Below are 22,489 nucleotides of genomic sequence, written 5' to 3'. Positions count from 1 at the left end.
TTCGCGCACCGCCCACTCGGCCCGACGCCGCCCCGTCGAACGGGGACCCCGTTCCGGGTCTACAGGGGCGCCGGTGACGAAGCACTCGCGATCAGCAGGCGGGGGGTGCCCGTACCGTCCGCGGGCACGCTCCACAGGTCGCTGCTGCCGACCTTGCCCTCGGTGGGGAGGGCGTAGGCGACGGTGTCGTCGTCGAGCCAGGTGGCCTGGTCGTCGACGCTGTGGCGCTCGGCGAGCGCCGTCTCCTTGAGCGTGCTCAGGTCCAGGACGTACTCGTGCCAGAGGGAGGTGCGGGACAGGACCCGCTTCTTGAAGGCGACCCGGGTCCCGTCGGGGGAGAGGGAGGGGCACTCCACGTTCTCCACCAGCGTGGTGACCGTACGCCGGGCGAGGGAACCGCGGACCAGGTAGGTGCGGTTGGCGGTGTTGAGGGTGGCGTAGAAGGTGTCGTCGTCGGAGGCGAAGGTGACGCCCCAGAAGTTGATGTCCGAGGCGTGGTACGGCTTGCCGTCCAGGACGACGGAGAACGTCTCCAGGCTCGGCGTCAGCCGCATGGTGCGGGTGTCCAGGATCGAGGTCCGGGTGGAGAAGAACGCGGAGGAGTAGGACTCGCCGGAGACGAAGACGGTCCAGGCGGCGAAGCGGCCGCTGGGTGAGACCCGGGCCCGGCTGGGGGTGCCCGCGAGCGGGAAGGTCCGCTTGGTGCGGAGGCCGGCGTCCAGCAGCAGGGCACGGTTGCTCTGCTTGAGGACGCCGGGCACGGACTGCAGGCAGACGCCCGTGCCGGCCGCCGCGTAGAAGCGCGCGCACTTCAGGTCCGAGGCGGTCCGCCCGCCCCCGGGGTCGGTGGACGGGACCGACGCGACCGCGGTGCGGTGCGGGCCCGCGGCCGCGTTGACGAACGTCAGGCGGCCCTTGCGGTCGAGCGTCAACCTGCCCGTGTCGACTGCGGGGCCGCCGGCTTGAGGCCGGTTCGCCCGGTCGGCCCGGTTGGCGGCGTGCAGCACCACGGCGGTGCCCAGGCCCGCGAGGAGCAGGACCGCCGTGACGAGTATGAGCAGGCGGCGGCGCAGTGGTGGCATGTGGTTCCTCTGGGCTGTGGTGGTCATCGGGTTTCGCCGGCCGGCCGTAGCACCGTGCCCGCGACCATGGCGCAGCACAGCAGGCCGACCGCCGAGCCGGCCAGCGCCGGGCCGTCTCCCCACACGGTCCAGGCGGCGCCGAAGGCGAGCGAGCAGCAGAACCGGGCGAGCGCCTGGCTGGTGCCGACGATGGCCAGGCCGCTGGCGCGCAGCTGCGCGGGCACGATGTCGGCGAGGGCGGCCGGGAGTACGCCGTCGGTGGCCGCGTAGAACACGCCGTGCAGGGCGAGTACGACACAGGGCAGCACCGGCGTGGCCGGGGCCCACAGCAGGAGGGCGTAGCCGACGAGCAGGGCCACGTGCCCGGCGAGGAAGACGACGTGCCGTCCGACCCGGTCGGCCAGCGCGCCGACCGGCACGGCCAGCAGCAGGAACACCGCGGCGGTGCCCAGCGGCAGCAGCGGGAACCACTGCTCGCCGATGCCGGCGCGCCGTTGCAGCAGCAGGTAGACGAAGGCGTCGCTGACGGTGGTCAGGCCGAGCAGCGCGGCGCAGCCGGCGAGCGCCCGCAGCCGCGGCAGCCGCAGCAGGTCCAGTGCCTCGCGTACGCGGACCGGCGGTCTGGCGTCCGCCGCGCCCGCTTCGTCCTGCCGCGCGTCCTGCCGTCGGCCGGGTACGAACAGCACCAGCACGAGGACGCCGAGCGCGGCGACGCAGGCGCTCACGCCGAACACGGCGTCGTAGCCGTCGGTCGCCGCCCGCAGGATGAAGAAGGCCGCCAGCGGGCCGAGCATCGCGCCGGTGGTGTCCATCGCCCGGTGCACACCGAAGGCCCGGCCCTGCTTCTCGGACGGCGTGGACAGGGAGATCATCGCGTCCCGCGGGGCGGTGCGCAGGCCCTTGCCGGTCCGTTCCAGGGCGAGGACGGTGCCGAGCGTGCCGATGCTGCTCGCGAGCAGGAGCAGGGGCTTGCACAGCGCGGACAGGCCGTAGCCGAGTCCGGCCATCAACTTGTGGTTGCGCACCCGGTCGGCGAGGTGGCCGCCGGTGAGCTGGACCAGTGCGCTGACGCCGTTGTAGACGCCGTCGAGGGCGCCGAATCCCAGCGGGCTGAAGCCGAGTGTGGTGACGAAGTAGAGCGGCAGGACGGCGGTGACCATCTCCGAGGAGATGTCGGTGATCAGGCTGACCGTGCCCAGCACGTGGACGACCGGGGCGACCTTGGACCCCGGGCCGCGTCTTCGGCCCTGCTCGGTGTCCGCCGCCTGGGGCGTGGAGCGGTCGGTGAGGTACATGATCAAGTACTCCAGTGCGGTGCGATCAGTTCTGCCGACTGCTCTCGTCCCGTAGCCAGGTGCCGAAGTCCTGTGTCCGGACGGCCTTCCTGGCCTTTCGCCTGGCGACGACCGCCGCCGCGACGAAGACTACGACAGCCGTGAACAGCCTCGGCTCCCTGCGGAGCAGGGCGGTGAGATCCGCCTTGCTCGTGCGCGCCGAGGCGTCTTCCGGTCCCTGGTGCCGTTCGACCTGGGCGGTGGACACCGCGGCCCGGATCCGCCGTCTGATCAAGTCCGGCCAGGTGCGCGGCGGGTGGACCACGACCCGGGCCGCGCCGACCACGAGCCGCTCCCCGGGGGCGAACGCCAGGGAAGCCGCCAGATCGTCCGCCATCAGCGGCGGCAGCACGGCGATCCGGGCGTGCCCCGCCTCGGACACCGCGATGACCCCCCGGCCGAACAGCCCCTCCCGTACGGCGGGCAGGCGCTGCCACACCTGGTAGTAGGCGCGCACCCGCCATGCGCAGTCGGCCAGCGGGATCTGCCGTTCCGGGGCGGTGGCGAGAACGCCGGAGCCGTCGTCGTTCAGCGGCTCGGTCAACGCCCGTACGTCGGCGCCCGCGAGCACGACGTCGGCGTCCACGTAGAGGCGGGGGAAGCCGCGCGCGTGATCGTCACCCGCGCGCAGGGCGGCGTGTTTGGAGGGGACGGGGATCTCGACCACCCGGACGCGCGGGCCACGGGCGGCCGCGGTCCGGGCGGTGTCGTCCGTGCAGCCGTTGCATACGACCACGATGTCGGTGTCGTCCTCGGAGGAGCCCGCCAGTAGCGAATCGAGAAGCCGGCCGATGACTCGCGCCTCGTTGTGCGCCGGGATCACAATGCTCGTCACCTGGGCAGTATGCCGCCACTGTCACCCTTGCGAGGTGTGTTTCGTCCAAGTGTTCCCGTGACTGCGTTCAGTGGTCTAGATTGATGACCGCCAGACCCGGTTTGGGTGGGGAACGTGTCCTTGTCCGTACGCCAATTGACAGCGTGCGAAGGCGGATGCGGAACAGGCAGTAGCCAGCATGCGGAGAGCGTGCGGCGGTTGGGGAACCGCTGAAGCTCCGTCGTTCCAAGTGCCGCTGTGTGGAGGGCTCAACGGCACTGATGCAGCCTCCGGGTCACGGACTTTTCATGGCCGTTTGCCCGGTTTTGTTCTGTCAGGGGTAACCGCGCATGTGGTGGGGGGCGCATGACCATTGAGGTCACGCATGAGCTACTGGATGTGGAACGCAGAAGTCCAGAAGCTCGCCGAAGACGCTGGGAACAGAAGTACCGGATAGTCCTGTTGGTCGCCGACAGCCTCGCGGCTGTCGCCGCGGCCTTCGCGGTCCATGCGGCGTACGGCCGCTGGGCGGTGGCCCTGGTGCTGCCTCCGACGTGGATCGCGGTCATGCTCGCCCACCGCTCCTACGACCGCAGCGCCCTCGGCCTGGGTTCCGAGGAGTACCGGCGGGTGCTGCGCGGTGCCGTCGCGCTGCCGGCGCTGGCCGCGGGCGCGTACTGGTTCTTCACGCACGACCTGGGCCTCCTTCATGACATGACCATGGCCGCAGTGCCCGCGACCGCGATCGCCCTGCCGGTCCGGTACGCGCTCCGCCGCCGACTGCACCGACGATGGGCACGGGGCAGGGACCGGAGCGCGACCCTCCTGGTCGGACCGTCGCGCGGCGTCGTGGACCTGGTCGCCGTCCTGCGGCGCGGCGGCGGACACGAACTGCACGTCGCCGGCGTGTGCCTGAGCGATCCGGGAAACGCGGCGGAGATCCGCAAGCTGGGGCTGCCCGTCCTCGGTGGCGTCGACACCATGAACGACGTCGTCCGGGCCCTGGGCGTCAGCACCGTGGTGGCGCTGCCCGCGCCCGAGTTCGACGCCTCCGTCCTGCGCCGCATGTCCTGGACGGCGGCCGCGCAGGGCGTCGACTTTTTGTTCGCCCCCGTGCTGTCCGACGTGTCCGCCTCCCGCCTGACGGTACGGCCCGCCAACGGGGTGCCGCTGGTACGGATCGAGGCGCCGAACCTCTCCCGGATCTCCCGGCTGCCCAAGGAACTGCTGGACCGGTCGCTCGCGGCCGCGTTCCTGGTGCTCCTGGCGCTGCCCATGCTGCTGGTCGCCCTGGTCGTCCGGATGGACAGCTCCGGCCCGGCGCTGTTCCGGCAGCAGCGGGTGGGCCGTTACGGCGACCACTTCACCATGCTGAAGTTCCGCACCATGCGGCAGGACTCGGAGGTTCTCCGGGCGGAACTGGCACACCTCAACCAGAACAGCGACGGCCTGCTGTTCAAGGTGAAGCAGGACCCGCGGATCACCCGGGTCGGCTCGATGCTGCGCCGCTCCTCGCTCGACGAACTGCCGCAGCTGATCAACGTGATCAGCGGCCACATGTCGCTCGTCGGCCCCCGCCCCCCGCTGCCCGAGGAGGTGGAGGAGTACACGGCGGAGGTCAACCGCCGACTGCTGGTGAAGCCCGGACTGACCGGGCTGTGGCAGGTCAGCGGACGCTCCGACCTGCCCTGGGAAGAGGCGGTCAGGCTCGATCTCGGATACGTGGACAACTGGTCCACGAGCCTCGACGTGTCCATCCTGCTGCGCACCGCGTCGGCAGTGGTGCGCGGAACGGGGGCCTACTGATGGACCAAGGGGAGAGGAACACAGTGACGCAGACGGAGCCGTTGGGGGTCGCGGTCGTCGGGGCCGGCTACTGGGGCCCCAACCTCGTACGCAACTTCCAGGCCAGCCCGCAGTTCCGGCTGCGCTGGCTGTGCGACCTCGACGTGGACCGGGCCGAGCGGGTCCTCGGCGGCTACTCGACGGTCCAGGCCACCTCGGACTACGCGGCCGTCCTCGCCGACCCGTCGGTCGCCGCCGTCGCCGTCGCCACGCCCGCCGGAACCCACCTCGACATCGCCCTGGCCGCCCTGCGCGCCGGCAAGCACGTCCTCGTGGAGAAGCCGCTCGCGGCGACGTACGCAGACGGGATGCGCCTGGTGACCGAGGCGGAGGAGCGCGGGCTCACCCTGATGTGCGACCACACCTACTGCTACACACCCGCCGTGGGCCGCATCCGGGACCTGGTCCGCTCCGGCGAACTCGGCGAGATCCACTTCGTCGACTCGGTCCGGATCAATCTCGGGCTCGTCCAGAAGGACATCGACGTCATGTGGGACCTGGCCCCGCACGACCTGTCGATCCTGGACTTCATCCTCCCCGACAACGTCGAGCCGGTCGCCGTCGCCGCTCACGGGGCCGACCCGATCGGCGCGGGACAGGCCTGCGTCGCCTATCTGACGCTCCAGCTCAACACGGGGGCCATCGCCCACGTGCACGTCAACTGGCTGTCGCCGACCAAGGTGCGGACCACCATGGTGGGCGGCGCCAAACGCACCCTGGTGTGGGACGACCTCAACCCCGCCCAGCGCGTGGCGATCTTCGACCGGGGCGTGGACCTCGCGGCGCCGCAGGAGATCGGCGCGGACGAGCGCCGGGACATGCTCATCTCCTACCGCTCCGGAGACATGGTCGCGCCGGCCATCGGCGAGAAGGAAGCGCTGCGCAGCATGGTCGACGAGTTCGCCGACGCGGTCAACGAGCGCCGGGCGCCGCTGACCGACGGCCGGGCGGGCCTGCGGGTGCTGGACATTCTTGAGGCGGCGTCCCGGAGTCTGGAGTTCCGGGGCGCGGTCGTCGGCCTTCGTGCCGGGCGTTGACGGTTGATTTCACTGAGAGGGCAGCGCAGTTGAGCAGCGTACGAGGAAAGAAGATCCTGGTCACCGGGGGAGCGGGCACCATCGGCTCCAACCTCGTCGACCTCCTGGCCGAGGGCGGGGCACGCGAGATCGTGGTGCTCGACAACTTCGTGCGGGGGCGCAGGGCCAACCTCGCCAAGGCCCTGCCCAGCGGGGTCGTGGACGTCGTCGAGGGCGACATCCGGGACGCCGACACCGTACGGAAGGTCACCGAGGGCGCCGACCTGGTGTTCCACCTCGCCGCGATACGCATCACCCAGTGCGCGGAGGAGCCGCGGCTCGCCAACGAGGTCATGGTCGACGGCACCTTCAACGTCCTGGAGGCGGCGGTGGAGGCAGGGGTGGGCAAGGTGATCGCCTCCTCCTCGGCGTCCGTCTACGGCATGGCCGAGACCTTTCCGACGACCGAACGCCATCACGCGTACAACAACGACACGTTCTACGGCGCGGCGAAGGCCTTCAACGAGGGCATGCTGCGCAGCTTCCACGCCATGTACGGACTGGACTACGTGGCGCTGCGCTACTTCAACGTCTACGGCCCCCGGATGGACATCCACGGCCTCTACACCGAGGTGCTCATCCGCTGGATGGAGCGCATCGAGGCCGGCGAGCCGCCGCTGATCCTCGGCGACGGCACGCAGACCATGGACTTCGTCGACGTCCGGGACATCGCCAGGGCCAACCTGCTCGCCGCCGAGTCGGATCTGACCGACGAGGTGTTCAACGTCGCCAGCGGGACGGAGACGTCGCTGCGCGAACTCGCCGACGGCCTGCTGGAGGCGATGGACGCGTCGGGCCTGGAGCCGGAGCACGGGCCGGCCCGCGCGGTCAACGGCGTGAGCCGGCGGCTCGCGGACACCACGCGGGCCGCCGAGCGACTCGGCTTCGCCGCGCGGATCGACCTGCGTACGGGGCTGCGGGACCTGGTGGAGTGGTGGCGTGCCGAGCGTGCCGCGGCGGGGGAGGCGGCCAAGTGACCGCGGACCGCATCCCGGTGATGATCCCGTGGCTCGGCGAGGAGGAGGCCGCCGCCGCCTCCGACGCGGTGCTGTCCGGGTGGGTCGCCCAGGGACCCCGGGTCGCCGCCTTCGAGCGGGCCTTCGCGGAGCGGGTGGGCGCCGAGCACGGCATCGCGGTCAGCTCCTGCACCACCGCCCTGCACCTGGCGCTCGTCGCCCTCGGGCTGGGCCCGGGTGACGAGGTCGTGGTGCCCTCACTGTCGTTCATCGCCACCGCCAACGCCGTGCGCTACGTCGGGGCCGAGCCCGTGTTCGCCGACGTCGACCCCGGCACCGGCAACCTGACCACGGCCACCGTGGACGCCGTCCGGACGCCCCGGACCAAGGCTGTCCTCGTCGTCCACCAGGGCGGCGTGCCCGCCGACGTGCACACCCTGCGCGCCGCCTGCGCCGACCGGGACCTCCCCCTGGTCGAGGACGCGGCCTGCGCCATCGGCTCGACCGTCGGCGGCGAGCCCGTCGGGCGGGGCGCGCTGATCGCCGCCTGGTCCTTCCACCCCCGCAAGCTCGTCACCACCGGCGAGGGCGGCATGATCACCACCGACGACGCCGAGTGGGCGGCACGTCTGCGACGGCTGCGCGAGCATGGGATGAACGCGTCGGCGGCCCAGCGCCATGCGAGCAGCAAGCCGGTCCTGGAGAGCTACCTCGAGGTCGGCTACAACTACCGGATGACGGACGTCCAGGCCGCGATCGGCCTGGTCCAGCTCGGGAAACTCGACGCGATGATCGCCCGCCGCCGCGAGCTGGCGGCCCGTTACGAGACGCTGCTGAAGGACGTCCCCGGCCTCACCCCCGTACGCGACCCCGCGCACGGGCAGAGCAACTTCCAGTCCTACTGGGTGCTCCTGGACGAGGACTTCCCCGTCACCCGGGACGACCTGCTGGCCGCGCTCGCCGCGGCCGGCGTCTCCGCCCGGCGCGGGATCATGGCCTCGCACCTCGAACCCGCCTACGAGGGCCACCCCGGTGTACCGCTGCCGGTCACCGAGCGGATCACCCGCGACTCGCTGATCCTGCCGCTGTTCCACACGATGACCGAGGCCCAGCAGGACCGCGTCGTGGCGGCGCTGCGCGAACAGGCCGGACGATGAGCGCCCTCCTGATCGTCGGCGCCGGCGGCTTCGCGCGGGAGACCGCGCAGGCCGTGCACGACGCGGGCGACCTCAAGCTGCTCGGGCACCTCGACGACAACGCCGCCCTGCACGGCACCGAGGTGGACGGCGTGCCCGTGCTCGGCGGCTGCGACCTGGTCCACGACCGGCCCGAGGCCCGGGTGGTGATCTGTGTCGGCAACCCCGGGGACTACGCGGCCCGGGCCCGTCTGGTGCGCAGGCTCGGTCTGCCCGCCGAGCGTTACGCCACCGTGGTCCACCCGACGGCGGCGGTGTCGCGGACCTCGTCGGTCGGCCCCGGCTCGGTCCTGCTCGCGCACTGCGCGCTGACCGCCGCCGTCCGGGTGGGCGCGCACGTCGCGGTGATGCCCCACGTCGTCCTCACCCATGACGACGTGGTCGAGGACTGCGCCACGCTCGCCTCCGGCGCCCGCCTGGGTGGGGGAGCACGGCTGGAGCGGGGCGCCTATGTGGGCTCCGGGGCCCTGGTCAGGGAGGGCACGACGGTGGGGGCCTGGTCCCTGGTGGGGATGGGGAGCACGGTGCTCGGCGACGTGCCGCCGGGCGAGGTGTGGGCGGGCAGCCCGGCCCGGCGGCTGCGTGCGGCGGCCGCTCCGGCGCTCGACGAGCTGACAAGAACAACGGGGGGACCGGTCGCATGAACCAGATTCCGCTTGTGGACCTCAAGGCGGCCCATGAAGAGGTCGCCGACGACGTACGGGCCGGCTTCGAACGGGTCCTGGCCAACACCGCGTTCGTCGGCGGCGAGGAGGTCCGCGGGTTCGAGCGCGAGTACGCGGAGTTCGGCGGTGTCGCGCACTGCGTGGGCGTGGCCAACGGCACCGACGCCGTCGAACTCGCCCTGCGCGCCGTCGGGGTCGGGGCCGGCGACGAGGTCGTGGTGCCCGCCAACACCTTCATCGCCACCGCGGGCGCGGTGGCGAGGATCGGCGCGCGGCCGGTCCTGGCGGACTGCCTGCCCGGCAGTCACCTGCTCGACCCCCAGGGCGCCCTGGACGCGGTCGGCCCGGCCACGCGCGCGGTGGTGCCGGTGCACCTGTACGGGCAGTGCGCCGAGGTGACGGAGCTGGCCGCCGGGCTGCCCGAGCGTGTGCGGGTGGTCGAGGACGCCGCCCAGTGCCAGGGCGCGACCCGCGACGGCCGGTCGCCGGGCAGCGGACAGATCGCGGCCACCAGCTTCTACCCGGGCAAGAACCTGGGCGCCTACGGCGACGCGGGCGCGGTGCTGACCGACGACGAGGAACTGGCCGGCCTGGTGCGCGCGATCGCGAACCACGGCGGCGTGGCCAAGTACCGCCACGACGTGCCCGGGTTCAACAGCCGCCTGGACGGGCTGCAGGCCGTCGTCCTGCGGGCGAAGCTGGCCCGGCTGGCGGACGGCAACGCGGCCCGGCGGGCGGCCGCGGCCCGCTACGACGCCCTGCTCGGCGACCTGGCGGCCACCGGACGCGTGGTGCTCCCCACGACGGCGGACGGCAACGTGCACGTGTGGCACCTGTACGTCGTCCAGGTCGAAGGGGCGGACCGCGACGACGTCGTGGGCAAGCTCAACGCGGAGGGCATCGGCGCCGGGGTGCACTATCCCGCCCCGGTCCACCTCACGCCGGCGTACCGCCATCTCGGCCACGCCCGGGGCGACTTCCCGAACGCCGAGAAGGCGGCGGAGCGGATCCTGTCGCTCCCTCTCTACCCGCAGATCACCCCTGACCAGCAGCAGCGAGTCGTGGACGCGTTCGCCGACGCGCTTCGCGGCTGACCGGTCCCGGCTTCACGCACCACTCCGACTTCAGGTGTCGGTCCTGCACAGCACCGCTGAGAGGTACACATGAACAGATGGAGCAGACGGTTCCGGGGCGGCCGCCTCGCCGTGATAGCAGCGTTGGTATGGGCGGTCCTCCCAGGGGCGTCGCCCGCCCAGGCGGCATCCGACCCGTGCGGAACGGGCATGAACCCCATCGTCTGTGAGAACTCCAAGTCGGGCAGCCCCATGTCCGACTGGTACGCCCCCAACGCCTACGGTGACATCAAGGGCTTCTCCACCAAGGAGAGCGTCCAGGCCGGTGACACCGTCCAGTTCAAGATCCAGTCGAAGACCTCGTACCACGTCGAGATCTACCGCCTCGGCTGGTACGGCGGCGACGGCGCCCGCGAGATGTCGACCGCGGCCCAGGCGGCGGTGACCTACCCCGCCAACTACAACGCCAATCCCGCCAACTGCATCACCAGGACCACCGGCCTGGTCGACTGCGGCAACTGGCCCGTGACCGCGAGCTGGACGGTGCCCGCCGACGCCGTGTCCGGCCTGTACATCGCGAACCTGACCCAGACGGACGGCGACGGCCTGATGCCGTACCCGTTCGTCGTCCGCAAGGACTCCAGCACCTCCGACATCGTCGTGCAGACCAGCGACCAGACCTGGCAGGCCTACAACGACTACGGCGGCCAGGACTTCTACGGCGGCGCGGGACCCGCGCCGGACGGCCGCGCCTACGAGGTCAGCTACAACCGGCCGCTGGACATCGGCGGTGACAACGGCATCTACGGCTCCGAGTTCATGATGCTGTCCTGGCTGGAGCGCAACGGCTACGACGTGAGCTACCTATCGGGCGTGGACGTGTCGACCAACGGCGGCACCCTCCTGAAGAAGCACAAGGTGTATCTGTCCTCGGGCCACGACGAGTACTGGACGCAGAGCCAGTACTCCAACGTCCTGGCGGCCAGGAAGGCCGGCGTGCGGCAGGCCTTCTTCAGCGGCAACGAGGTCTTCTGGAAGACCCGGCTCGCCCCGAGCGTCGACGGCACGAGCACGGCGAACCGGACCCTGGTCTGCTACAAGATGACCAAGATGGCGCAGAACAACGGCATCGCCGACCCCAGCGGCACCTGGACCGGCACCTGGATGGACCCGACCAGCACCGACTACGGCCAGACCTACCAGCCGCCGAACGTCCTCACCGGCTCCATGTTCCAGGTGAACGGCTACCGCGAGGACGCGATCACGGTCCCCGGCTCGTACGGCAAGAACCGGCTGTGGCGCAACACCTCCATCGCGAACCTCAGCTCGAGCCAGACCGCCACCTTCCCGGCCGGCACCCTCGGCTACGAGTGGGACAGCGACCTCTCCAACAGCACCAGACCCGCCGGGGCGATCGACGTGTCGTCCACGACGGTGGACATCACCGACGGCAAGTACCGCCTCGACTGGGGCAACATGTACGGCAACGGCACGGCGACGCACAATCTCGTCGAGTTCCGTGACCAGGACTCCGGGGCCCTGGTCTTCGGGGCGGGGACCGTGCAGTGGTCGTGGGGCCTGAACAACCTGCCGACGTACGACCCCGACGACGTGGTGGTCACCGAGGACGCCCGCATGCAGCAGGCGACCGTGAACATCCTCGCCGACATGGGTGTGCAGCCGCAGTCCCGGCAGAGCAACCTCGTCAGCGCCACGGCCTCCACCGACACGACCGGCCCGGCCGTCACGGTGACGAGCCCGGCGTCCGGGGTCACCGTCCCGGCGCTCAAGCCGGTCAGCATCACCGGTACCGCCACCGACTCCGGCGGTGTGGTGGCCCGCGTGGAGGTGTCCACCGACGGCGGAACGACCTGGAACCCCACCAAGGGCCTCGCGTCCTGGAGCTACAGCTGGACGCCGACGACCCCGGGCCCGGCGTCGGTCAAGGTCCGCGCGGTGGACGACAGCGTCAACATCGGGGCCGTCACCACCATCCCGGTGACCGTCGGCCCGCAGGCCTGCCCGTGCACCATCTGGCCCGCCACCGCCGTGCCCGGCACGGTCAACGGCGGCGACGGCGGTTCGCTGGAGCTCGGCGTCAAGATCCGCACCACGGTGGCCGGATCGATCACCGGCGTCCGCTTCTACAAGTCCCCCGTCAACACCGGCACCCACACCGGCAGCCTGTGGAGCGCCTCCGGCACCCGCCTGGCCACCGGCACCTTCACCGGCGAGACGGCGTCCGGCTGGCAGCAGCTGAACTTCGCCACCCCGGTGACCGTCAAGGCCAACACCACCTACGTCGCCTCCTACTTCGCGCCGAACGGCGGATACTCCTACGACGGCGGCTACTTCTCCGACAACGCCGCCGGCCTGGCCCCGCTCACGGCACTCAAGTCGGGAACCGACGGCGGCAACGGCCTCTACCACTACGGCTCGACGAGCGCTTTCCCGTCCTCGGCGGCCCCGGGCGCCAACTACTGGGTCGACGTGGTGCTGGACACCTCGACGGCCAGTACGACCCCGCCCGCCGTCACCTCGACCTCACCGACCTCGGGGGCGACCGGCACGTCGATCACGGCACCGGTGTCGGCCGTCTTCGACCACGCCATCGACGCCGACAGCCTGACGTTCACCGTGAAGGACCCGGACGGCAACACCGTGCCGGGCACCAACACGCTCCCCGCGTCGAACAAGGCGACCTTCACACCGTCGACCGAGCTGGAACTGCACACCACGTACACCGCTTCCGTCCAGGCCTCCGACCTGTGGGGCAACGCGATGGGCGCCCCGGTCACCTGGAGCTTCACCACCAGCTCGAACCCGCCCGCGGTCACCTGCCCCTGCACGCTGTGGAACTCGAGCACCGTGCCGGCCAGAACCGACGTCACCGACGACCCCAACTCCCTGGAACTGGGCACCCGTTTCCAGTCCTCGGCGAGCGGATGGGTCACCGGCGTCACCTTCTACAAGGGCACCGGCAACACCGGCACCCACACCGGCAGCCTCTGGTCCGCCGACGGCACGCTCCTCGCCTCCGGCACCTTCACCAGCGAGTCGGCCACCGGCTGGCAGACGATGACCTTCGCCACCCCGGTCGCGATCAGCGCCGACACCGCGTACGTCGTCTCCTACCACGCGCCGAACGGCAACTACGCGGTGGACGGCGGGTACTTCGCGTCGGCCCACAAGTCCTATCCGCTGACCGCCACCGCCGACACCGTTTCGGCCCACAACGGGCTCTACCGGTACGGCAGTGACGTGGCCTTCCCCACCGGCTCCTACGGATCCGCGAACTACTGGGTGGGCCCGGTGTTCACCGCCGACAACCCGTCCGCGTCGCTTACCTCGGGCTCCGCCTCGGAGGTGACCACCTCCTCGCTGCAGCACACCGCCGACGCGACGAGCCCCCTCGCCACGTCGCTGCCCAGCACGACCAAGCTGTCGTCGGTGAAGGCGACGGTGACCGTCCTGCCGGGCGCGAAGGCAGCGGCGGCCAGGAAGCTCCACGTCAAGACCGTCCTCTCCTACGACCGGGCCACCCACAAGGTGTCCGTCCACCTGTCCGCCCCGCTGCCGGACGGCACGCGGTTCAAGATCACGGTCACGGCCCGGGACAAGCACCACCACACGGTGAAGTCCCGCAGCTGGGTCCTGAAGAGCAAGACCGTCCGCAAGAAGAACTAGTGCCCACCGGTGCCGGCCTCGCACGAGGCCGGCACCGGGGATTGGCTTCCTCACCGATGACCACCGTCAGTGTCGTGATCCCCTGCTACAAGTACGGCCATTTCCTCGCCGACTGCGTGAGCAGCGTCCTGGACGAGCAGGACGGCGTGGACGTCCGGGTCCTCATCATCGACGACGCCTCACCCGACGACTCGGCGGAGACCGCGCACAAGCTGGCGGCCGCCGACCCGCGCATCGAAGTCCACGTCCACCAGAGCAACAAGGGACACATCGCCACCTACAACGAGGGTCTCCTCGAGTGGGCCGACGGGGACTACGTAGCTCTCCTGTCCGCCGACGACCGGCTGGTCCCCGGCGCCCTGGTGCGCGCCGCCGCTCTGCTGGACGCCCACCCGGAGGCCGGGTTCGCCTACGGCCGCCCCCTGCGCTTCCAGCACGGCGGCCCGCTGCCCAAGGCCCGTACGCACAGCACCGGTTCGGCCGTCTACCCCGGGCACTGGTGGCTGGAGCGCCGGTTCCGTGAGGCCACCGGCTGCATCACCTCGCCCGAGGTCGTGGTCCGCACCAGCCTCCAGCGCGAGGTGGGCGGCTACGACCCCGCACTTCCCCACGCCGGCGACATCGAGATGTGGATGCGGCTCGCCGCCCGCGCCGACGTCGGCTACGTACGCGGGGCCGACCAGGCCTTCTACCGCGTCCACGGCAACAACATGTCCACCACCGACTTCGGCGGTCAGCTCGACGACCTCCGCCAGCGCCTCGTCGCCTACGACTCCGTACTCGGCAAATGTTCCGGCCTGCTGCCGCAGGCCGACCGACTGGCCGGCGCGGTGCACACCCGCCTCGCCCGCTTCGCGCTGCGCCGCGCCTATCGCGCCTACGACCGGGGGCGCACCGAGGTCGTCCCGGTCGACGAGCTCGTGGCCTTCGCCGAGGAGTGCCTGCCGGGCTTCGCGGCGCTGCCCGAGTACCGCGCGCTGCGGCTGCGGCAGCGCATCGGGGCGAAGACGATGCCGTATCTGCAACCGCTGGTGTGGTCGGCCGTGGCCGAACGCGGGCGGGAGTGGCTGTGGTGGGAGTCGTGGAAGCGCCGCGGCATCTGATGCCCACGCTCAACCAGAGGACCGCGGGAGGCCGGTGGCTTCCCCGGGGCGGAGCCGCCCATGTCGCGGCCTCGCGTCCCCGCCGGGGCTCAGCCCGCCACCGGAATCCCGCCGGTGTGGCGGCGCGGGTCCGGGGCGCTGTCCTTCCTGTTCCCGCGGCGCAGCGCGAACTGGTCGAACCACAGCGCGCCCAGGATCGCGGCGCTCACGCCCAGCAGAGCCGTGCCGGCCAGCGCGCGGCTCCTGGTGCCCTGCACCTGGGCCGCGCTCGGGGCGACCAGGACCGACGCGCTGATCCGCGAACCGGCCGAGATCCGCTGCGCGTCCTGCATGTCCGCCACGTGCCCGGAGTAGACCTCGATGATCCGGCGGACCGCCCGGTCGGCCTCGACGGGGTCGGCCCCTCGCGCCTGCACCTGCAGCGAGGGGATCAGATAGCGCGGCGTCGCGCTGGTGCCGCTGTTGCGCGGGATCAACTGGTACGTCCCGCGGACACCGGCGGAGTCGAGCTCCTTGCGCCCCGCGGGCGATTCGAGCTGCTGGATCACCCCGTACGAGAGGGCGGCGAGCGGCGGTTGGAGATTCGTCAGCTGGTTCGGCTGGTTCCCCGTCACCGGCGGTTTGAGGACGACCACCGCCGAACTCAGGTACTGCGGGGTGGGACGCATCACCGGGTAGGCCGCGGCGGCCGTCAGCAGGAGCGCGAACAGCAACACGTACCAGCGGCGGAGAAGCGCTTCGGCGACGTCGCGAGGCGACACAGGGATTCCTTCCGTCGGCACCGATCCTCGCAGGCGCCGGGGCGGGCCGCCACCGAATCACGAGGCCTATGCTGTGCCCGAGCCCGGACGACCGGTCCCGCAGCACCGGGCCGGGGGGAGTACTCATGAGCCTTGGCGACATCTGGGCGATCATGTGCAGGCGCTGGTACTTCATGGTGCCCCTCACCCTGCTCAGTCTCTTCGCGGGCGGGTACCTGTACCGGACCATCCCGGTGTCCTACCAGTCGCAGAGCTCCGTCACGCTGCTCGACTCCACGGCGGTCGCCGATCTGGCGCCGACCTTCGGCAACCCCATATCGAACGCGGGCGGTTCGCTGGTCGTCACGGCCGACGTGCTGATCAGGACGCTCCAGTCGAGCGACTCGGCCAAGGAACTGCACTCCCGAGGCGTCACGGACCGGTACACGGCCGGTTTCGCGCCGGAGGCCGACAGTCCGCTGCTCACCCTGAGCGTCACCGGGACCGACCGGGCGAAGGTGCTCCGGGAGACCACCACCCTCACCAAGTTCACCGGGGAGCAGCTGAAGGCCCTGCAGGCCGCGTCCAAGGTGCCCGCGGTGTACTTCGTGCAGGCCGCTCCGGTCGTGCTGCCGCAGACACCGGTCTCGCAGCCGAAGACCCGGTACCAGGACATCGCGGCGGTCGTCATCGTCGGGATCGTCAGCGCCTTCCTGCTGTCCATCCTGGCCGAAGGCGTCGCGGTGGTCCGCCGCCGCGGCCGCGCCCAGGCCGGATACGTCCCGCGGCGCCACCGCGCCCGGCCCCCCGAGCGGGCGCCCAGGGGGCTGCTGGTGCGCAGGCTGGACGCCACAACGATCCTCACCGGCTATCTGGCGCTGGCCTTCTTCGTCCCGTCGAACCTCACCCTGCCGGCGCTGGGCGGCGTCGGCACCCCGGCCAACGTCTTCGCCCTGCTGGGACTTCTCTGGTACCTCGCGACCTGGCTGGGCGGCCGCATCCGGCCCGCCGAGGGCACCAGACTGCCGCGCGTGGCGATGTGCCTGCTCGCCGTGGCGGTACTGCTGTCGTACCTCGCGGACGCGACCCGCGAAAGCTCGCACCAGGAGGTCCTCGGGGCCGACCGGGGACTGATCGGGCTCGGGGTGTGGGTGGCGCTGGTGGTGCTGGCGTCGGCCGGCATCCAGGAGCGCAGCCGGCTGGAGGTCCTGATGCGCCGGCTCGTCGTACTGGGCACGGTGGTCGCCCTGATCGGCTACTACGACTTCTTCGCCGCGACCAACATCGCCGACTCCATCCACATCCCCGGCCTGCAGTCGAGCACCGCCGGGATCAGCGCCATGGACCGCGGCTCGTTCACCCGGCCACGCTCCACGACGGCCCATCCGCTGGAGTTCGGGGGGATGCTGGCCATCCTGGTTCCCTTCGCCGTCCACCAGGCGTTCGATCCGGTACGGCGTCACGCCGGCGCGATGCGCCGCTGGGCCCCGGTGGCCGTGATGGCGGGGGCGCTTCCGCTGACGGTGTCCAGGACGTCCATCATCGGCGCCCTCATCGTGGCCCTGGTGATGGTGCCGCGCTGGAAGCCGCAGCGGCGCTGGGCCGCGATCGGGATCATCCTGGGCTCGGTGGCCGGCTTCAAGGTGATCATTCCCGGGCTGATCGGAACCATCACCAACCTGTTCGCCAGCTTCCTGTCCAACTCCGACAGCAGCACCCAGGCGCGCACCGTGAAGTACAGCGCGATCGTCCCCTACCTCGACGAACGCCCCTGGTTCGGACGCGGATTCGGGACCTTCACCCCCGACCTGTACTTCTTCACGGACAACCAGTACATGCTGACCCTGGCCGAGATGGGCTTCGTGGGGCTGGTCGCGCTGCTCGCCCTGTTCGTCACCGGGATCCACACCGGCGGCGCCATCCGCCGGCTGGCCCGCACCGATGCGGACCGCGAACTCGGGCAGGCGTTCCTCGCCTCCGCGCTGGTCGCCCTGGTCATCAGCGCCACCTTCGACGCGCTCAGTTTCCCCATGTACGCCGGGATGTTCTTCCTGACCCTGGGGGCCGGCGGCAGCTACCTCGGCTTCGTCCGCCGTGAGGCGGCCGCGGCCACGGCTGAGGCCGCGGCCGCCGCCGCGGTCCCCGGCCCCCGTACGGCATCCGAAGCCCCGGCCCCCCAACTCGCGGAGTCCCGATGAGTCCCGTCGCCGTCATCGTCGTCACCTGGAACAGTGCCTCGGTGCTGCCCGGGTTCCTCGCCGCGCTTCCCGACGGCATGGCCGGCCTCGACTGGCGGCTCGTCGTCGCCGACAACGACTCCGCCGACGACACCGTCGAGGTTCTCCGGACGCTGGCCCCCGACGCCACCGTCGTCCAGACGGGCCGCAACGCCGGGTACGCGGCCGGGGTCAACGCGGCGCTGCGTGCGGCCGGTGAACACGGGACCGCTCTCATCTGCAACCCCGACATCCGCATGCGGCAGGGCTGCGCCAAACGTCTCGTCGACGGACTCGGGGACGGAGTCGGGATCGCCGTACCCCTTCTGTACGAGGAAGGCAGGGACAGGCCCCACCACTCGCTGCGCCGCGAGTCGAGTGTGAGCCGGGCGCTCGGCGAGGCACTCATCGGAAACACCAGGGCCGGACGCTTCCCGCGCCTGAGCGAGCTCGTCACCGACCCGGCCGCCTACCAGCGGTCCACGCGCGCGGACTGGGCGACCGGCGCGCTCATGGCCGTCTCGGGGGAGTGCCTGGCCGCTTGCGGGCCGTGGGACGAGTCCTTCTTCCTCTACTCGGAGGAGACCGAGTACTGCCTGCGGGCGCGGGACCGGGGATACGCCACCCAGTTGGAGCCCACGGCCGAGGCCGTTCACCTGGGCGGCGACTCCCAGGTGTCGGCCCGGCTGTGGACCCTCCTCACCCTCAACCGTGTCCGTCTGTACCGGCGGCGGCACGGCGCCCTCGCCACGGCCGCCTTCCGCGCAGCGGTCCTGCTCCGGGAGACCTCACGCGCCGCGCTGGGCCGCCCGGCCAGCCGGGCGGCGGCGCTGGCCCTGATCCGACCGGGCGTTCTCCGCACGACGCCGGGCCCGTAATCGCCCGAGAGGGCACCTGCGCGACCGGCCACGACGGCCTACGACGCCGGGCCCGAAGGCGCCCCAAAGGGGCGCGAGGAACTGCGCGACCGGCCACGACGGCGCCCCGGTCGGCCGACGGCGCATCGCGGCACCCCCCTCAGCCCGCGGCACTCCGCGGCCGGCACACCATGGCGACGAAGTCGTGCCCCACGTCCGGGAGGACCGCGTCCTCCAGAGCGAAGCACCGTTCCAGCAACTCCAGTGTCCCGGGCTCCTGGTCGAGGAAGTTGTGCGCGATCCCGGAGAACGCGATGTGCAGCACCGTGCCTCCGTACGGCCGTTCCTCGACGACGTCGAAATGGCGCCGCAGGCCCGGCAGCAGCGCTGCCGCGTCGACCGCCTCCGAGGGGTCGTCCAGCACCATCGACAGCCTGCTGGGCCGTACGACACGGCGTTTGATCCGGCCGTCGGCCAGGCGCCGCCGCTCCTCGGGGAGCTGGTCGAGCAGCGCGTTCGCCGCCTCCAGCTGGCCGTCGGTCCACTGGAACCGGGTGGGGCCGACGAACTCGTCGACCACGAACATCCCGTCGGGCTCGATCAGTTGCGACAGTCGCGGCAGGGTCTCGCCCAGGTCGTCGAAGTGGTGGAGCGACTGCAGGCCCAGCAGCACGTCGAAGCGTTCCCCGTCGCTGGTCATCCGGTTGACGTCGGTGACCCGGAAGCGCAGGACGTCGGCGAGGCCCTGCTCGGCGGCTGCGCGGGTGGCGAAGTCGATCCGCTGCTGCGCCACGTCCACGCCCTCGAGGAGACCGAACGCGCCGGTCCTCGCCCAGAGCAGCTCGTTCCCGCCGGTGCCGCACCCCAGCGACAGGCCGCGCAGATCGGTGCGCGGCGCGAAGTGCTTGGCGGCCACGTACTGGGGAAAAGAGGTGTCCGGGTCGCCGGTCATCAGCAGGTTCCACCGCCTGACGACCGCGGGTATCGCCCACCACTCGGTCAGCGACGGGTCGACCTGGGACCAGTGCTGGACCACCCGCGCACCGCCGCGCACCCGCAGTTTGGCCAGCACCGGGTCGAGTTCCAGCCGCCGCACCTTGCGCAGCAGCCGGTCCGCGTCGTGTCTGTTGATCAGGTTGTTCAGCATGCGAGCTCCGTCCGTACGGCTGTCAGCGACTTCGTCGCACCGAGCACCCGCTCGCTGAGGAGCACCGAGCCGGGGAACAGGTAGCGCATCTCGGTGCGGGTCAGCAACTCGATGTTGATCACCGCGTCCATGGCCGACTCCGGGCTGTCGGGGCGGCTGTGGACCAGCGGCCAGCGCCGCACCAGACGGGCCCTGGCGGCCAGCGGCAGGAACTGGAAGCCGGGCGCCACGAAGTGCGGCTCGACCGGGAAGTACCGGTACGGCGTCTGGATCCAGTGCAGCGGGGCCAGCGACTCGACGGCGGCGACGAACTTCCGGCGCTGGCTGTGGCCGCCCACGTGCTCGATGGTCGAGTTGGAGAACACCAGGTCGTAGCCGCCGTGTCCGCTCAGTTCGGCGGCGACGGCCGGGTCGGTGACGTCGGCGACCTCCGCGGTGATCCAGTCGGGCAGTTCGGCGGGATGTTCCTCCAGGTTGATCAGGTGGACGTGCTTGGCGCGCAGCGGTGCGCGCAGCCACATGTCGGCCGTCCCGCCCAGGTCAACGACGCGCATGCCCTCGATGCCGGGGAAGCAGCGGTGAAACCGCTCCCAGCGGGCGACGCGCATGCGTTCGCCGAGCGAGCCCGGCGCGTCGACGAATCTGTTTCTGAGGGCGCGGGATCGGGTCACGGGATCAACCACCTGTGGTCGGAACGGAAGGGGAGCAGAGGGACGTGGAGCCGGGCCGCTTCATCCGGGCGGTCACCACCGGGTGTAGAAGCTGGCCGGGTTCACCAGGTAGCGGACGGTGGGGTGCGGCACGTGGAGCACCCGGTGGCCGCGGCCGTACCGGTGGATCAGCTCCCAGTCCTCACGGGGCAGCACCTCGGGGGTCCGGCGCAGTCGGCTGAAGTGCAGGGAGCGGGTGCGGCGGGCGACGAAGGCGTTCGTGTCCAGGAAGGACTCGCGGGCGGCCCTGCGCCGGTCGTAGGGCACCGAAAGGACGTCCTGCTCGCTTCCGTCGGGCAGGACGCGGCGCAGTGCCGTGTAGACGCCGTCGGGGCCGCCGGGGGACTCCAGCACCTCCAGCGCCCGGGCGAGATGGTCCGGTTCCCACAGGTTGTCGTCGTCCAGGAACGCCACATAGCGGGACCGGGTCAGCCGGAGGCCGACGTTGCGGACGACTCCGGCGGTGCCGGTGTTGCTCGCCAGTGACACCGCGAACAGCCGTGGATCGTCCGGCAGTTCGGGGAGCCCCGCGCCGTCGTCGACGACCATCACGACCTGGTCGCGCACGCTCTGCGCCAGCGCCGAGCGCACCGCAGCGCGCAGTGCCTCGGGGCGGCGGTGGGTGGCGATCACGGTGGCGACCAGCGCCGAGGGCGTGGCCGGGAGGCCGGCCGCGAGCCGTCGGACCTCGGCGTTCTCGACGCGGCGGAGCCGGATCGCGGAGGGGGCCAGCAGGATCTTGTTCCGGGTCTCGAAGAGCACCAGCCAGCCGAACACCGCCTTGAGCAGCGTCCAGGGCGCCCGGGCGACACGACGCGTCAGGGCGCTTCCTCTCCGTGCCGCCTTCCCGGCGGGTGCCCCGTTCACGCGGCCGGCTCGGGGTGGATCGGGCGGCCGTCGGACATCCGGTTGTTCCGCCACACGTTTCCGGCGCCCTCCGCGTTCCAGTGGGCGACCACGCCGTATCCGCCGGAGGCGGGGTGGTACTGCGTCGAGAAGACATTGTCGGTGACCCTGATCCCGGTGGCGCCCTTGTCGCCGCCGTACAGGGCGTACGCGCCGCCGGCCACCCAGTTGTGGTCCACGGTGACGTTGCGGACCACCCCGGTGTCGGCGAACAGGCCGATGCTCCCCGAGGCACCCTGCTTGAGGCTGGTCGGGTTGAGCAGGGTGTTGTGGCGGATGATCAGGTGGCCGGTGTTGCCGCCGCCGCTGATCACCGCGTTGGTGTGCTGCCACTCGCCGCCCAGGTTGACGAACGGAACGATGTCGTGCACGTAGTTGTCGTGCAGGTTTCCCTGTCCCATGGACAGGGCGTCGCCGAACACCGAGACGTCGCACCAGCCGACCTCGATGGAGCTGCCCCCCATGTTCGACACGGCGTAGTCCACGCCGCCGTTGTCCGGACCCTTGCCGGGGACGGCGGTGATGGTGGAGTGCAGGACCCGCAGACCGCTGAAGCCGGGGCGGAGGTTGATGCCCCACCAGCTGTCCGAGGTGATCCTGGTGTCGATGACGGTGACGTCGTTCGCGTAGATGTCGAGCGAGCCGGTGATGTCCCATCCCCGGATGACGAGCCCGTCGGTACGGATGGCCCTGTACCCGGTCTTGTGCGGGGTGAGGGGGACCCGCGGGCCGGTCGTGTCGGCGTCGGGGAAGCCGCAGGCGCCGGGAGAGGCGCAGGCGGCCTTCGCCGCGGGTGTGCCGGACGCGGTGCCGGCGGACGCGGTGCCGGTGGACGCGGTCGCGGTGGGCTTGCCCGTCGGGGACGGCGAGGCGGTGGGGCGGCCCGTCGCCCGGCCGTCCGTGGTCGACGGCCCGGCGCTCGGTGACGCCGAGGTCCCGCTCGTGGGACAGGTCAGCGCGTCGTCCGGGCAGTCCGGCAGCGCGGACTCCTCCGAACCCGAGCAGGCCACGCCCATGACCGCCAGCAGGACTGCGAGCAGCAGTCCCGAGAGCGTGTTCCGGCTGATGCGCCGTGACATCGG

18 protein-coding genes are annotated in these 22,489 nt (G+C 71.5%); 10 read left to right on the top strand and 8 right to left on the bottom strand.

Annotated features, from left to right (window positions below; all coding sequences use genetic code 11):
• Window positions 1-59: 59 nt before the first annotated feature.
• The 3 genes from OG985_RS11150 to OG985_RS11140 are packed head-to-tail and all read right to left on the bottom strand — an operon-like array spanning window position 60 to window position 3,251.
• The gene (locus tag OG985_RS11150) at window positions 60-1,082 is read right to left on the bottom strand and encodes a TolB-like translocation protein (RefSeq protein ID WP_371668128.1); all 1,023 of its coding nucleotides are present in this window, start codon (window positions 1,080-1,082) and stop codon (window positions 60-62) included.
• A gap of 23 nt (window positions 1,083-1,105) precedes the next feature.
• Window positions 1,106-2,377, bottom strand: a complete 1,272-nt coding sequence (locus OG985_RS11145) for an MFS transporter (protein WP_371668127.1) — start codon at window positions 2,375-2,377, stop codon at window positions 1,106-1,108.
• A 25-nt stretch (window positions 2,378-2,402) separates the two neighbouring features.
• Window positions 2,403-3,251: a glycosyltransferase family 2 protein gene (locus tag OG985_RS11140; protein ID WP_371668126.1), complete on the bottom strand. Its 849-nt coding sequence runs from the start codon at window positions 3,249-3,251 to the stop codon at window positions 2,403-2,405.
• 441 nt (window positions 3,252-3,692) lie between these two features.
• On the opposite strand from OG985_RS11140, the gene OG985_RS11135 reads away from it, so the two are divergent.
• The 8 genes from OG985_RS11135 (at window position 3,693) to OG985_RS11100 (ending at window position 14,831) form a co-directional block, all read left to right on the top strand.
• The gene (locus OG985_RS11135) at window positions 3,693-5,036 is read left to right on the top strand and encodes a sugar transferase (protein WP_371668125.1); all 1,344 of its coding nucleotides are present in this window, start codon (window positions 3,693-3,695) and stop codon (window positions 5,034-5,036) included.
• A gap of 23 nt (window positions 5,037-5,059) precedes the next feature.
• Window positions 5,060-6,112 carry a Gfo/Idh/MocA family protein gene (locus OG985_RS11130; protein ID WP_371668124.1) on the top strand — a complete coding sequence of 351 codons (1,053 nt, stop codon included), beginning with the start codon at window positions 5,060-5,062 and terminating at the stop codon, window positions 6,110-6,112.
• A 29-nt stretch (window positions 6,113-6,141) separates the two neighbouring features.
• Window positions 6,142-7,128 carry an NAD-dependent epimerase/dehydratase family protein gene (locus OG985_RS11125; protein WP_371668123.1) on the top strand — a complete coding sequence of 329 codons (987 nt, stop codon included), beginning with the start codon at window positions 6,142-6,144 and terminating at the stop codon, window positions 7,126-7,128.
• Window positions 7,125-8,264 (top strand): DegT/DnrJ/EryC1/StrS family aminotransferase, encoded by a 1,140-nt coding sequence (locus OG985_RS11120; protein WP_371668122.1) that lies wholly within the window; start codon window positions 7,125-7,127, stop codon window positions 8,262-8,264. The genes OG985_RS11125 and OG985_RS11120 overlap by 4 nt, the downstream gene beginning before the upstream one ends.
• Window positions 8,261-8,947, top strand: coding sequence for an acetyltransferase (locus OG985_RS11115; protein WP_371668121.1), 687 nt, complete (start codon window positions 8,261-8,263; stop codon window positions 8,945-8,947). Before OG985_RS11120 ends, OG985_RS11115 begins: the two co-directional genes overlap by 4 nt.
• The gene (locus OG985_RS11110; protein WP_371668120.1) at window positions 8,944-10,062 is read left to right on the top strand and encodes a DegT/DnrJ/EryC1/StrS family aminotransferase; all 1,119 of its coding nucleotides are present in this window, start codon (window positions 8,944-8,946) and stop codon (window positions 10,060-10,062) included. Before OG985_RS11115 ends, OG985_RS11110 begins: the two co-directional genes overlap by 4 nt.
• A gap of 189 nt (window positions 10,063-10,251) precedes the next feature.
• Window positions 10,252-13,728 carry a DUF4082 domain-containing protein gene (locus tag OG985_RS11105; protein WP_371668119.1) on the top strand — a complete coding sequence of 1,159 codons (3,477 nt, stop codon included), beginning with the start codon at window positions 10,252-10,254 and terminating at the stop codon, window positions 13,726-13,728.
• A gap of 56 nt (window positions 13,729-13,784) precedes the next feature.
• Window positions 13,785-14,831, top strand: coding sequence for a glycosyltransferase family 2 protein (locus OG985_RS11100; protein WP_371668118.1), 1,047 nt, complete (start codon window positions 13,785-13,787; stop codon window positions 14,829-14,831).
• Window positions 14,832-14,920: 89 nt separating this feature from the next.
• Here OG985_RS11100 and OG985_RS11095 read toward each other — a convergent pair whose 3' ends face one another.
• Complete coding sequence (locus OG985_RS11095; RefSeq protein WP_371668117.1) at window positions 14,921-15,592, bottom strand: hypothetical protein; 672 nt, start codon at window positions 15,590-15,592, stop codon at window positions 14,921-14,923.
• 125 nt (window positions 15,593-15,717) lie between these two features.
• Here OG985_RS11095 and OG985_RS11090 point away from each other — a divergent pair, with 125 nt between their 5' ends.
• Window positions 15,718-17,769 carry an O-antigen ligase family protein gene (locus OG985_RS11090; RefSeq protein WP_371668116.1) on the top strand — a complete coding sequence of 684 codons (2,052 nt, stop codon included), beginning with the start codon at window positions 15,718-15,720 and terminating at the stop codon, window positions 17,767-17,769.
• Window positions 17,766-18,665 (top strand): glycosyltransferase, encoded by a 900-nt coding sequence (locus OG985_RS11085; protein WP_371668115.1) that lies wholly within the window; start codon window positions 17,766-17,768, stop codon window positions 18,663-18,665. The genes OG985_RS11090 and OG985_RS11085 overlap by 4 nt, the downstream gene beginning before the upstream one ends.
• 139 nt (window positions 18,666-18,804) lie before the next feature.
• Here OG985_RS11085 and OG985_RS11080 read toward each other — a convergent pair whose 3' ends face one another.
• From OG985_RS11080 to OG985_RS11065, 4 genes are all read right to left on the bottom strand, one after another.
• A complete protein-coding gene (locus OG985_RS11080) occupies window positions 18,805-19,791 on the bottom strand; it encodes a class I SAM-dependent methyltransferase (RefSeq protein ID WP_371668114.1) in 987 nt (328 codons plus the stop codon).
• The gene (locus tag OG985_RS11075; RefSeq protein ID WP_371668113.1) at window positions 19,785-20,462 is read right to left on the bottom strand and encodes a class I SAM-dependent methyltransferase; all 678 of its coding nucleotides are present in this window, start codon (window positions 20,460-20,462) and stop codon (window positions 19,785-19,787) included. Before OG985_RS11075 ends, OG985_RS11080 begins: the two co-directional genes overlap by 7 nt.
• A gap of 72 nt (window positions 20,463-20,534) precedes the next feature.
• A complete protein-coding gene (locus OG985_RS11070; RefSeq protein WP_371668112.1) occupies window positions 20,535-21,368 on the bottom strand; it encodes a glycosyltransferase family 2 protein in 834 nt (277 codons plus the stop codon).
• Complete coding sequence (locus OG985_RS11065; RefSeq protein ID WP_371668111.1) at window positions 21,365-22,486, bottom strand: hypothetical protein; 1,122 nt, start codon at window positions 22,484-22,486, stop codon at window positions 21,365-21,367. Before OG985_RS11065 ends, OG985_RS11070 begins: the two co-directional genes overlap by 4 nt.
• Window positions 22,487-22,489: the final 3 nt, after the last annotated feature.

This window comes from Streptomyces sp. NBC_00289 (assembly GCF_041435115.1).
In the GTDB taxonomy this organism is placed as follows: Bacteria; Actinomycetota; Actinomycetes; order Streptomycetales; family Streptomycetaceae; genus Streptomyces.
Note: the sequence above shows the minus strand (reverse complement) of the source record. Positions and strands in the feature narration are given on the sequence as shown.

Excerpts from the sequence above, each read along its gene's own strand:
- OG985_RS11150 (WP_371668128.1), bottom strand. The coding sequence starts at position 1,082 with ATGCCACCACTGCGCCGCCGCCTGCTCATACTCGTCACGGCGGTCCTG.
- OG985_RS11145 (WP_371668127.1), bottom strand. The coding sequence starts at position 2,377 with ATGTACCTCACCGACCGCTCCACGCCCCAGGCGGCGGACACCGAGCAG.
- OG985_RS11115 (WP_371668121.1), top strand. The coding sequence starts at position 8,261 with ATGAGCGCCCTCCTGATCGTCGGCGCCGGCGGCTTCGCGCGGGAGACC.
- OG985_RS11110 (WP_371668120.1), top strand. The coding sequence starts at position 8,944 with ATGAACCAGATTCCGCTTGTGGACCTCAAGGCGGCCCATGAAGAGGTC.
- OG985_RS11105 (WP_371668119.1), top strand. The coding sequence starts at position 10,252 with ATGAACCCCATCGTCTGTGAGAACTCCAAGTCGGGCAGCCCCATGTCC.
- OG985_RS11100 (WP_371668118.1), top strand. The coding sequence starts at position 13,785 with ATGACCACCGTCAGTGTCGTGATCCCCTGCTACAAGTACGGCCATTTC.
- OG985_RS11090 (WP_371668116.1), top strand. The coding sequence starts at position 15,718 with ATGAGCCTTGGCGACATCTGGGCGATCATGTGCAGGCGCTGGTACTTC.
- OG985_RS11085 (WP_371668115.1), top strand. The coding sequence starts at position 17,766 with ATGAGTCCCGTCGCCGTCATCGTCGTCACCTGGAACAGTGCCTCGGTG.
- OG985_RS11080 (WP_371668114.1), bottom strand. The coding sequence starts at position 19,791 with ATGCTGAACAACCTGATCAACAGACACGACGCGGACCGGCTGCTGCGC.
- OG985_RS11065 (WP_371668111.1), bottom strand. The coding sequence starts at position 22,486 with ATGTCACGGCGCATCAGCCGGAACACGCTCTCGGGACTGCTGCTCGCA.